The following is a 12,808-nucleotide window of genomic DNA, read 5'->3' as shown; positions in this document are numbered from 1 at the left end:
CCCTCTTAATTGTTCAATCTTTTTAGGTGATTTCTTAGCGTGAGGTTTACTTACGGAAAGTAGATTGATAATGATTATCCAAAAAAGATGGGTTTGGATAAAACTTATCAGGCATTATTATTTTTTGATTTTGATGTCTTTTGAACATAGCAAAATATGTGTCTTCAGAAATTGAAGCTAATTCTTCAGAGATATTTAATATATAATCTCCCGTGATACCTAAATAACCAAGTTCGAATGCTTTATCGTGAATATTGCAAAGACATAAACCATTTTCTGGGTTTAGTCTTTCTTTTTGATTCTCTGACCATTTTAAAATGTGACTTGCAACTAAAAGTTTATCTATGTTTAAATTGCAAACCGCACAGGAATTAGAATAGTTATTTGTTATAATTCTTCTGAAAAGAGATTGATTTACTCTTGTTTTAACTAACCTTTCTTTATCTAAGCCTTTTTTATTTTTTAGAACTTCTAAATCCGCATCTTCCCACTCCGAGTATTCTTGCTCAATAGTTTTATTCTTATATTTAGCTAGGAGCACTTCACTTTGGTAAAGCATTTCATCCCAGTTTTCTTGAAATTCCTTATAAATTTCGATAGCATTTTTTCCAGGGTTTGCTAATCCTTTTATTCCTCGATTTTGATGATAAGGGTCTTGACTTGAAAGATGTACCAATTTATATGCAACTGCTCCAGGTGTTTTATTTATTAATTTTGCCAGTTTAATAACATCTGAATTTCTATTATTGAATTGTCCATAACGAATTTTGGTGTATAAATTCATTACTAGCATAAACTCTTCTCTTGTCCAAAGTGTTCTACCCATTTTTATCTAATGAGTTTAATGCGTTTTCAATCTTTTGAATTACTGACAAGTATTCTTCTTTTAATTCATCTAAAGTTAAACTTTCAAATTCTTCGTTTAGAAGAGATAAACTGCTTTCCAAAGCATCTTTAATTTTTTTTAATTCCATAATATTAGTCGTTAAGCTGCGTTAGGGATAGAAGTGGAAAGCCCACAGAGAGGTACGATCGAGGACTTGTAACGGATAGCCCGACCCGCCTTTTTTTGGCGGGTAACGCCCAAATACCCATTATCTCCAGCAGAAGAAAAATCATTTTGGATAATGTCTTTTACGTTTGCAAGGTTTACTAAACCTTTTACATTTTCTGCAATAAAAATTTTCGGTTGTGTAATTTCAATGACTTGTTTCATCCACATATAAAGCTGACCACGAGTTTCTTCTGTTGCACAAGTTTCTGTATTTAGTTCTCCTTTGTGGTTTTTATGTGAATTAAGTCCGTTTCTTTTTCCTGCAACACTAAAATCTTGACAAGGAAATCCACCAGTTACAATGTCTATATTTTTTGGGAAAACCTTTGTTCCGTTTTGGTGTAGTTTTACTAAATCGACTATACTGTTTGTTTGGTAATCTTCTGCGTTATGTCCTCTTTTTGAAAAGTAGTTTACCCAAGCATTTCTTGCGTCCTTTAAAATATCGTTTGCAAAAACTGTTTTAAAACGTGTTTTCGATAGTTTTACAAAGTTATTGTCAAGTTCTTGAGAAATAAAGTTTGGATTTAAAACCTCGTTTACCGAAGATTTTAAAACGGAAAAATCCCCTTCAAACCCTAAATCCATTCCTCCACAACCAGAAAATAACGAAAGCATATTTAAGGTCGATTTCCCTTTTTGTTCTTTCTTTTCAGTTTTTGTTTTAGAATAAAATTTTACTGCCAATTGAGGTTCTTCAACTACACTAGTATTTTCTTTATCAGTTGTTAATGTTCGCATAGTTAGTTTTGAATTGGGTGTGATTTTAAATATTTGATTTTTCTCTCTGCAACTTTTAGCACTTTACTTGCACAATCTTCGTCTACTATTTCATAAGCAATTTTGTCGCTTATAAATTGCACTAAAAGCTCGTCTTTATCAAGTTTTAGGATTTCCGCAAGTTTTTCTAACATTTCTTTTGTCGGTTTTCGCTCGTTTCTTTCGATTTTGCTCAAAATAGCTTGGTCGATATCGACATAAGCAGAAACTTGTCTTAAGAGAAGACCGAGAGCTTGTCTTTTATTTCGTAAAATTTGTCCGATTGTTTCCATTTGAAAATTATTACTTGACAATAAGTGTCAAATATAGCTAGTTGATTTTAAGAATACAAGAAACTCTAAACATTTGTATAAAAATAGAATAAAAATTAAACCAAAAACTATTCTGGCAACAACACTTTTCCGCTTAACTGTGTTTTTAATTGTTCGTTTTCTCTAACTAATTTTCCGTTTACCAAAACCATGTCAAAACCTCTTGCTAGTTGATGTGGGTTCACATAATTTGCAGTTGCTTTTACATTCTTTGGGTCAAAAATGATGATGTCCGCTTTTTTACCCACTTTTAAAACGCCTCTGTCTTTTAATTGTAAAATTTCTGCTGCATAAGAAGTCATTTTTCGCACAGCTTCTTCAATACTTAATATCTTATCATTTACTACATAGTTTTCAATAATTTTCGCGAAAGTTCCATGTCCACGAGGATGAAATCCTGTTTTGCTTCCATCAGAACAAACACCAATTAATGCATCTTTTATCAGTGTTTCTTGTAGTTCTTTATTCATTACAAAATAAGCAGCAGAAGAACCTTGAGGTCCCAAATCTTCTACTAAAAATTTTTCGAAAGGTTTATTTTTTGATGCAGCAGCTTCTGCTAAAGTTTTTCCTGTATATGGAGCTGAACCTAATAATGTTGCTTCTGGTCCATTTCGTAGATTTACTCTATTTCTAATAAAGGTTTCTAGCTCTTTTTTTCTATCTCGTTTGGCAATGGCAAATTGTTTTGCCGTTTTAGACCAATCTGGAAAAACAATTGAAATCCCTGTATAACTTGCCATGTACGGATACACATCCGCTGTAAGTTCTATTCCAGATTTTCTAATCTTTTTAATCGTGTCTAAAATGTTTTCTGCGCGTTTTGCTCCTTTTCCAAATACCGATTTTAAATGCGAAATATGTACGCGAGCATATTTTCCTTGCTTAGCTAATTCGTTGATAGATTTAATCAGTTCATCATCATCTTCATTTCGCATATGGCTCATGATAATTTTATCTTGCTCGCCAACAATTTTTGCTAATTCAATCAATTCACTTTCTTCTGCATACAATCCTGGAGCATATTCTAATCCTGTTGATAAACCAAAACTGAATTTTAATTGTTCTTGTAAAATGCTTTTTAGAGTTTCTAATTCGGTTGCTGAAATTTTACTTTTAACGCCAATTCCGGCAAGATTTCGTAAAGTTCCATGACCAACAAACTCCATAATATTTACACCTAAATTTTGTTGATTTACAGAATTCAAATACGCTTTTAAATCTTTCACATTTGGGCTAGAACCATCTTGTCCTAAAACAATACTAGTAACACCCATTGCTAAAAAGTTTTCAAAATCTGGAGTTCTTAACGGATTTCCATGTGCGTGTAAATCGATAAAACCAGGGCTCACAAACTTGCCTTTTGCATCAATTGTTTTGCCAATTTTCAAATCCGGATTTGTTATGTTACCGATATAAACAATGCTGTCACCATTAATATAAATAGTAGCATCGTATGCTTTTTCACCAGTTCCATCAATAATTTTACCATTAACAACAGCAACATCTACAGATGTAATTGTAGATTCAATTCCTGTTGAATTCTCTTTACAAGAAAAAACAAGAAATAAGAGAACTGCAATAGAAGTACTTTTAATTAAGAAACTCGATTTTTTATAAAATAAACTCATGTGTTGTATTGCTTTTAATTATTTTCTAGCCAGTTATTTTTTTGCAGCCACTCTGTAATAAATTCTGTAAAACCATCTACGTTTCTTGGCGTGTTACATAAAATAATAAAAGTGATTCCTTTTTCAGGAATGGTTACATAATTGGATAAAAATCCACCTTGACTTCCTGTATGACCAACAGTTTTTAAATTATCAGAAGTTTTTGCAATAAACCAAGACCAACCGATATAAGGCGACGTAGCATCTTGCCAATTAGACCAAGGTTTTATTGATTTAGAATCTTTAAAAAGGGAATCTGAAATAAATACATGTTGTTCTAAAGCCAATTGATATTTTGCCAATTCGTTTACAGAACTCCAAACGCCACCATTTCCTGAAGCAGCAAATGTTGGTTCTTCTCCATAATCTCTTTCAATCCAATTACCATTTCTATAAATATAGCCATGAGAAACTCCAGATTGAGGATGCGCTCCATCTGTAATTGTACTTGTTTGCATTACGGAAGGTTTAAAAATATTATCAGCAATATATTTTTGCCATTTCATTCCAGAAACATCTTCTACAATTAAAGCCAATGCGTTGAATGCCGGATTTGAATATTCAAATCGTGTTCCAGGTTCAAAATTTAAGTTTTCAGCTTGTGTTGTTGGATACCAATTTTCTAAATCTTTAGCAGTTAAATAAAAAATGGAATCTGTTTTTGTTTGCCTGTTGTCTTTTAAACCTGATGTATGTGTTAGTAAATGTTTGATTTTTACTTTGCTCGCTATTTCCTTATTTTTAAAATTAGGAAAGTATTTTGCCATGTTATCTTCAACAGAAAGTTTGTTTTCTGCTTGCAACATTAAAATAGCATTCGATACAAATGTTTTTGAAATAGAACCCACATTAAATAATGTGTTTTGATCTATTTTAGATTTCATATTTAAATCAGCAATACCATAACCTTGACTAAAAATAACACTATCATTCTTCATGATTAAAATAGCTCCACCAGGTTCATTTTCGGGCATTTCTTTTTTAAAGTAATCGTTTAATTGTTGTGTGTTTAATGTTGATTTTTTTGGTTCAGATTTACAGCTTGTAAGTTGAACAACAAGTAATAAAATAACAAGTTGGAATAGTTTGTTTTTCATGATTCTAAGATATAAAAAAATCCCCGAAACAATTTTGTTTCGAGGATTCTGACTTTTTAGTTTCCTTTCGTTGGTCTAGGAAATTTTGGAGGTGTTATTTCCTTTTTTCCTTTTAGTTGAGATAACAACTCTTTTACCGCTCTTTCTAACTGAGGATCTATTCCTTTTTCTAATGATTTTGCATCTTGTCTAACTGCAATATCTGGAGCAACTCCTTTGTTTTCTGCAACCCAAGTGTTTGTTGCAGGATCAAAAACTGCATTGTCTGGCGCCGTTAAAGAACCACCATCAATTAATCGATAATGTGTAGATGATTTTACCAATCCGCCCCAAGTTGTAGCTCCAATTAGCAATCCTGCTTTTTGTTGTCTAAAAACCCACGGGAAAAAATCTCCACCAGAACCTGCAAGTTCATTAATCAATAATACTTTTGGTCCCATAATTCCGGCTGGTAAACGCATTGGTTTTCCATTCGGAACTTCATTTGTGAGTGCTGCTCTTGGTTTACGAGTCATTAAATCTACCATATAATCGTCTAACAATCCACCGCCATTAAAACGCTCGTCAATTACAGCACCTTCTTTATCTTGTTGCGCAAAATAATATCTGTTGAACGATACAAATCCTGGTCCGCCAGTATTTGGTACCCAAATATATCCTAATCTTCCGCCAGATAATTTATCAACCATTCTTCGGTTGTCTTCAACCCAAGTTCTTTGGCGTAAAGAGTTTTCGCTTCTAATTGGTTCTACAATTTCTTTCCAAGAACCTTCAAAAGATGGTTTTGTGTTGATGTGTAACGTAGTTTGTTTTCCAGAAGTTCCATCTAAATATTTGTAGATGTTGTCTTTGTCAGTAATTTCTTGATTGTTAATTCCAACTAAATAATGTCCAGCTTTGATATTCATTCCAGGTTGATCTAAAGGTCCATTTAATCCTGGATTCCAACTTTCTGAAGTATAAATTCTTTTGATTTGCCATTTGCCTAGTCTAGACATAAAATCTGCACCTAATAATCCGCCTTTTGCTCTATCAATAGTTGGAAAATCTCCTCCGCCAACAAAACTATGTCCAACAGACAATTCTCCGTTAACTTGGTCTAAAATATAGTTTAAATCTGCTCTGTGTTTTACAAACGGAATTAATGGAGCGTAACGTTTATAAACTTTGTTCCAATCTCTTCCGTGCATTCCTGGATCGTAAAAATAATCACGTTCGTAACGCCAAGCTTCTTCAAACATTTGTTTCCATTCGCTAATTCTGTTTAGCTTCATATTTAAATCTAGCTTTAATGTTTTTGCTGCTTTTGCATTTGGAGCAGAAGTGCTCGTAACTTTCCAGCTTCTTCCAGCTTTAACAACCATGTGTTTTCCATCCGCAGAAATTGCATAAATTCTTAATCCTTTTCCGAATTCTTTTGCTTTTAACTTTTTTAAATCAAATTTATGTACAGTTGCACCTTCATTGATAAAAGCAAATCCACTTTGCCCAGCAATAATACTGTTGTAGTTTCCACGTAAAGGAAGCGCCATAATTCTACGAGCAATTCCATCAAAATCTATCACAACTTTTTTATCTGCAGGTTTTTTCTTCGCGTCTTTCTTTTTATCATCTTTTTTGTCTTCTGATTTTTCTTCTTTTACTTTTTCTTCATCACTTTTTAATTTAAAAGGAGAATCGTCTTTTTTTGCAAGATTGATAACATACGCTGCATAATTTGGTCTAGCGGTCATTGAGCTAGTGTTTGCCCAACCTGAACGTAATGCAACATCTGTACTTGCTAAAAAATACAAATGTTTGTGATCTAAATCCCAAGCAGGAGAAAACGAATCTGCAAACGGATCTGTTATTGCTGTAACATTATTAGTTTCTAATGACCAAACTTTAATTTGTTTCATACCATTATCTCCGGCTTTTGAATACGCAAGCCAATTTGAATCTGGAGACCACGTAATTCCCATTCTTCCACGTTCTAAATTAGTACCAGCATTATCAATAGTTTTGATAGATTTTTTTTCTAAGTTGATAACTCTAATACGTGTATCATCATCTACAAAAGCAATGTATTTTCCATTTGGAGACCAAGTTGGTTCCCAAGCCATTTTAGAAATTCCGATAGAAATAATTTCTGTTTTTGCTGTTCCGTCTTGATTGGTAATGTGTAATGCGTAATTTTTTCCGTTTGCATCAGAAAACCAAGCAATTTTATCTCCTTTTGGAGACCAAATTGGTGCTCTGTCTGCAATTCCAGAAGTTTGTGTAATGTTTCTAGAATCACCAAATTCAACTGGTGTGGTAAAAATATCTCCGCGAGAAGCCATCACAACTCTTTTTCCGTTCGGAGAAATGCTCGCAAAATCTACGCGATCATTTACGTTTTCCCATTTTGTTGCTGTCCAAGGAAAATCTCCTTTTACAGAAATTTTTAATTGTTTAGAACGATTATTTTTTAAGTCTAACGTGTGTAAATAACCATCTTGTTCAAAAATCAATGTGTTTTTATAACCGCTTAATGATTTTACTGCAGTTCCTTTAAATTTTGTAATTTGAGTTACTGCTTTTGTTTTGGTATTGTACGACCAAACATTTGAAGTATGCGTTCTATCTGAAAGAAAATAAACAACATCTTTTAACCAAACTGGATGCCTGTCTGTTGTTTTATTATTTGGTAATAAAGTTTCGTTTAAGGTTTTTAAATCAACAATAATAAGTGGCGTGTTTTGACCACCACGATAATCTCTCCACTCAACATCCCAACGTCTCATCTTATCAATAACCAATTGTTTTCCGTTAGGAGAATAGGAACCTGAAGTTGCCCATTGTTCCATTAATTTAGTTGCTGGTCCGCCATTTATAGAAATGGTATATAAGCGATCAAAAGAAGAAGGAGCCGTATCTCTAGTTGATGCAAAGAGTACATTTTTCCCATCATTTGTCCAACCTTTTACAACATCAGCACTTGTGTGCCAAGTTAATCTTTTTGCTTCTCCGCCATTTACAGAAACAATATATACTGATTGAGAACCAGATCTGTTTGATGTAAACGCAATCCATTTTCCGTCAGGAGAAAAATGTGGAACACTTTCTTGCGCTGGAGTACTTGTTAATCTTGTAGTAATGTTGGTTGATAAATTGGTTGTCCAAATATCTCCACCATATGCAAATGCAACTTGATTTGCATGCATTGTTGGTTGACGAAGTAATCTTGTTTCTTGCGCTAACACAATTGTTGAAAACAACAATGCAAAAGCAATAATACTTTTGTTAAGTAATTTCATGTCTTTTATTGTTTAATTTTTTCTTTGGTTTTGTTTAATAAAATTGGAGCACCAAAACCTAATTCGTTTAATCTGTCTAATTGTGTTTCTGCATCACCCACAAAAAGCCAAATCATTTTGTTTGGATTTACATATTTTTTAGATAATTCTTGTATTCTGTCAATGGTCATTTCGTTCACAATTTTTTCTCTGTCTTTTATATAATCAGAGTTAAATCCGTAAGCACTCATGTCTTGAAGCATGTTTAATTTTGCACCCATAGTTTCAAATCTACGTGCGTTACTTTTAATTAAAAAACCTTTTGTTGTCATCAAATCTTTCTCAGAATAGTTTTTAGGATAATCAGTAATGATTTTCTTTACTAATTGAGCAGATTCTAAGGTAACATTTGTTCTTACTCTACTAGAAATTGTAAATGCTCCAGTAGCTTTTGTTCCAGAAAAACCAGAACCAATTCCGTAGGTATATCCTTTACCTTCTCTTAATTCTTGTGTTAATTGAGAAGCAAATCCACCGCCACCAAGAATGTAATTCATCACCGTTGCCGGATAAAAGTCTTTATCTGTTGCAGCCAAAGCAGGTGCTCCAAAATTAATTACAGATTGTTTTGCATTCGGAACATCGTAAAAATATACAGTTGGCTTATTTGGTGCTTCTGGTGTTTTGTAATCTGGAATTACCACTTTCTTTGATTGCCATTTTGTATCTAAATTAGATAAAGATGCGATTACTTTTTCTTGATTGATATCACCAACAACATGCATTCTAGCAACCGACGGAGAAATATAATTTGTGTAAAATGATTTTAAATCATCTAATGTAATAGTGCCAACAGATTCTATAGTTCCTAAAGTATTTTTAGAACGAATATTATCTTTTCCGTAAATCAATTCGCTATACACATTACTTGCAATTGTTGTTGGACTCGCTTTTTGCTGACGTAAATTACCAACTACAGATTTTTTTATCAACTCAAATTCTGTTGCATCCCAACGAGGTTCTAATAACATTTCTTCAACTAAAGTTAGTGTTTTGTTGTAGTTTTTAGCCAACGTTGTTCCACTAATTGTAATATTTTCTTTAGAAGCAGAAACTCTAATTGAAGCTCCTAATTCTTGAATTGCTTCTTCAAGTTGAGCAACTGTTTTGTTTTTTGTTCCTCTGTTCATTAAACTAGCAGTTAGGTTTGCTACGCCTAATTTGTTCATTTTTTCTAATAACTGACCACCATCAATTACTAAATTAAATCGGACTAAAGGAACTTCGCTATTTTCAATTCCGAATACTTTTATTCCGTTTGATAATTGATCTTTCCAAACTTTTGGAACTGATAATTCTGGAGATTTTCCGTAAGGCGGTTCTGTTGATCTATCAAAAGAAGAAGGTGTTTTTGTGTATTTCGCAGCAATTTTTGGATCAAACTTTTCTTCTGCGCCTTGTATAATTTTTTCTTCTTTTATAATGGCTTCTTTAGAATCTTTAAGCGCTAATTTTGCCATTCCTTTTGGTACAAAACTAGTTGCAATAAAGTTTTTATTTTTGATGTATGTATTGTAAACACGCATCACATCATCTTTAGTAACATCTAATGTAGAATTGATTTCTTTATTGATATAGCCAGGATCGCCAGCATAGGTATTAAAAGAAGCCAAGTTGGTTCCTTTTCCTAAAACACTCGATAAACTATTGTAAAAACGAGTCTCTAATCCTGCTTTAATTCTGTTTAAATCTTTGTTAGAAATACCTTCATTTTCAAACGTTTCAAAAGCTTTTTTGATTCCGTTATTGATTTCATTCAAATCTACATTTGCAAATCCACGAATTCCTAATTGAGTTTGACCTGCTAATTCAGAACTTCTATTGTACATAGAAGTAAATGAAGTTAGTTTTAAATCATCCACTAAAACTTGATTTAATGGTGCTTTTTTTCCTTGTGATAAATACTGCGTTAAAATATCTAAAGCATACGAATCTTTATGATACAATTCTACCGTTGGCCAAGCAAAAGTTAACATTGGTAATCTTGCAAAGTTATCTTCGTAGTATAAAAACTTTGATTCTTTTACTACGCCTGGTTTTTTTACTAAAGGAGTAATTTCGTCTCCTCTCGGAATTTCATCAAAATATTTTTTTACCCATTTTTTAGCTTGTTCAGGATCAAAATCGCCAGACAACACTAATGTTGCGTTATTAGGAACGTACCATTTTCTAAAAAATGTTTTTACATCGTCTAAGGTTGCGTTTTGTAAATCATCTAAAGAACCAATTACTTGCCAATTGTAAGGATGGTCTTTTGGGTATAAATTTCTGTCAATAATTTGTTGATTGAAACCATAAGGACGATTATCTACACCTTGTCTTTTTTCGTTTTTTACAACTTGCTTTTCTTTTGCCAAAACAGGATCTGTTACTGTATTGATAAACCAACCCAATTTGTCTGCTTCAGCCCAAATCATTTTTTCTAATGCATCATTTGGAATGGTTTGAAGATAATTTGTTCGATCTCTAGATGTTGAACCATTTGCACCAGAACCACCAATTCTTGCACTCATTTTATCCAATCCGCCTTTTCCTAAATTTTCTGATTCTAAGAATAATAAGTGTTCAAATAAATGTGCAAAACCAGTTCTTCCTTCAATCTCTCTAGCCGAACCAACATGTACCATTAATTCAACTGCTACTATAGGGTCTGACTTATCGATATGCATTACAACTTGTAGTCCGTTTTCTAATTCAAATTTTTCGAAAGGCACATTTAAGGAAGTTTCTTTTTTGTCTGTGTTACAGGCAACTAATACTATTGCAAAAGCAACAAATAGAATTTTTTTAATCATTTTTTTGGTTGTTTATGTTTATTCTTTTTTGATGACGCTAAATATACAAAATCTTGACTTTCAATAATGTTAAAGAAATGGTAGGATTTTACGGCAACAAAAAAACCTCATCAATAATTGATGAGGTTTTAAATAGAAATTTATGTTCTTTTATCCTAAGAATGGATATCTGTAATCTACAGGTGTTACAAATGTTTCTTTAATCATTCTTGGAGAAACCCAACGCATTAAGTTTTGTGCAGAACCAGCTTTGTCATTTGTTCCAGAAGCTCTTGCTCCACCAAATGGTTGCTGACCAACAACTGCTCCAGTTGGTTTGTCGTTAACGTAGAAGTTTCCAGCAGCATTCTCTAAAGCTTTTGTTGCTTCTTCAATTGCATAACGACAAGTAGATAAAACAGCTCCAGTTAATGCATATTCACTAGTTTCATCAACTAATTTTAAGGTTTCAGAAAACTTGTCTTCATCATAAACAAAAATTGTCATCACAGGACCGAATAATTCAGTACACATAGTACTGTACTTTGGATTGCTAGTAACAATTACAGTTGGTTCAATAAAATATCCTTTAGATTTATCATAACCTCCACCAACAATAATTTCTGCATCAGCATCTTTTTTAGCAGCATCAATATAAGAAGCTAGTTTATCAAAAGATCCTTCGTTAATTACTGCTGTTATAAAGTTGTTTAAATCTTCTGGTGAACCCATTTTAAAAGAGTTAACATCTTCAATTACATATTTCTTAACCTCTTCCCAAAGATTTGAAGGAACATAACCTCTTGAAGCAGCAGAACATTTTTGTCCTTGAAACTCAAAAGCTCCTCTAGAAATAGCAGTAGCTACTTGTTTTGCAACCGCAGATTTATGAGCAATAATAAAGTCTTTTCCTCCTGTTTCTCCAACAATTCTTGGATAGGTTCTGTAGTTTTCGATATTGTTTGCAATTTGTTTCCATAAGCTTTGAAAAACTGGTGTAGAACCAGTATAATGCAACCCTGAAAAATGAGGATTTGCCATTACTGTATCAGTAATCATTCCTGCATTACCAAAAACAACATTAATAACACCATCAGGAACTCCTGCTTCTTTAAAAACATCCATGATAATTTTTGCAGAATACACTTGATTATTACTTGGTTTCCAAACAACAACGTTCCCCATTAAAGCCATACAAGAAGGTAAGTTTCCTGCAATTGCCGTAAAGTTAAACGGAGTTACAGCGTAGGTAAATCCTTCTAAAGGTCTGTATTCTACTCTGTTCCATGCATCACTTGTGCTTTCTGGTTGTTCCATGTAGATGTCAGTCATAAACTGTACATTAAAACGTAAGAAATCAATCAACTCACATGCAGCATCAATTTCAGCTTGATGTACCGTTTTAGATTGCGCCATCATAGTTGCAGCGTTTATTTTTGCTCTATAAGGACCAGCGATTAATTCAGCAGCTTTTAAAAAGATACCAGCACGTTGTTCCCATGGCATTTGTGACCAAGATTTTCTAGCTTCTAAAGCAGTTGCAATCGCTTCTTCAACATGCTTTTTTTCAGCAAGATGATACGTTCCAACAATATGTTTATGATCATGTGGAGGAGACATTGTTCTGGTGTTACCCGTAGTTACGTCTTTTCCGTTGATATACATTGGTACATCAACCTGACTATTATACATTTCTTTATATGCTTTTAATACAGCTTCTCTTTCAGGAGATCCTGGAGCAAAACTATTAACAGGTTCGTTAACAGCAACTGGTACATTAAAAAATCCTTTACCCATTTTGTGTG

The 12,808-nt window shown here is 33.0% G+C and carries 9 protein-coding genes; all 9 read right to left on the bottom strand.

All coding sequences use genetic code 11. The features are described from left to right. Window positions 1–46 precede the first annotated feature (46 nt). Complete coding sequence (locus tag ABDX67_RS00130) at window positions 47–826, bottom strand: HNH endonuclease (RefSeq protein ID WP_347172596.1); 780 nt, start codon at window positions 824–826, stop codon at window positions 47–49. Beyond that, window positions 819–974, bottom strand: a complete 156-nt coding sequence (locus ABDX67_RS00125; protein WP_347172594.1) for a hypothetical protein — start codon at window positions 972–974, stop codon at window positions 819–821. The genes ABDX67_RS00130 and ABDX67_RS00125 overlap by 8 nt, the downstream gene beginning before the upstream one ends. A gap of 11 nt (window positions 975–985) precedes the next feature. Continuing rightward, window positions 986–1,795, bottom strand: a complete 810-nt coding sequence (locus ABDX67_RS00120; RefSeq protein WP_347172592.1) for a DNA cytosine methyltransferase — start codon at window positions 1,793–1,795, stop codon at window positions 986–988. 2 nt (window positions 1,796–1,797) lie between these two features. Next, complete coding sequence (locus ABDX67_RS00115; protein ID WP_347172590.1) at window positions 1,798–2,106, bottom strand: helix-turn-helix domain-containing protein; 309 nt, start codon at window positions 2,104–2,106, stop codon at window positions 1,798–1,800. Between the two features lie 107 nt (window positions 2,107–2,213). Further along, on the bottom strand, window positions 2,214–3,776 hold the full coding sequence (locus ABDX67_RS00110) for an N-acyl-D-amino-acid deacylase family protein (RefSeq protein WP_347172589.1): 1,563 nt from the start codon (window positions 3,774–3,776) through the stop codon (window positions 2,214–2,216). A gap of 14 nt (window positions 3,777–3,790) precedes the next feature. Next, complete coding sequence (locus ABDX67_RS00105; RefSeq protein WP_347172587.1) at window positions 3,791–4,912, bottom strand: serine hydrolase domain-containing protein; 1,122 nt, start codon at window positions 4,910–4,912, stop codon at window positions 3,791–3,793. A 56-nt stretch (window positions 4,913–4,968) separates the two neighbouring features. Then, the gene (locus tag ABDX67_RS00100; RefSeq protein ID WP_347172585.1) at window positions 4,969–8,190 is read right to left on the bottom strand and encodes a S41 family peptidase; all 3,222 of its coding nucleotides are present in this window, start codon (window positions 8,188–8,190) and stop codon (window positions 4,969–4,971) included. A gap of 5 nt (window positions 8,191–8,195) precedes the next feature. Further along, window positions 8,196–11,024: a M16 family metallopeptidase gene (locus ABDX67_RS00095; RefSeq protein ID WP_347172584.1), complete on the bottom strand. Its 2,829-nt coding sequence runs from the start codon at window positions 11,022–11,024 to the stop codon at window positions 8,196–8,198. A 150-nt stretch (window positions 11,025–11,174) separates the two neighbouring features. Then, window positions 11,175–12,800 (bottom strand): L-glutamate gamma-semialdehyde dehydrogenase, encoded by a 1,626-nt coding sequence (gene pruA, locus ABDX67_RS00090; protein WP_347172583.1) that lies wholly within the window; start codon window positions 12,798–12,800, stop codon window positions 11,175–11,177. Window positions 12,801–12,808 lie beyond the last annotated feature (8 nt).

Source organism: Polaribacter uvawellassae, from assembly GCF_039748955.1.
GTDB lineage: Bacteria > Bacteroidota > Bacteroidia > Flavobacteriales > Flavobacteriaceae > Polaribacter > Polaribacter uvawellassae.
Note: the sequence above shows the minus strand (reverse complement) of the source record. Positions and strands in the feature narration are given on the sequence as shown.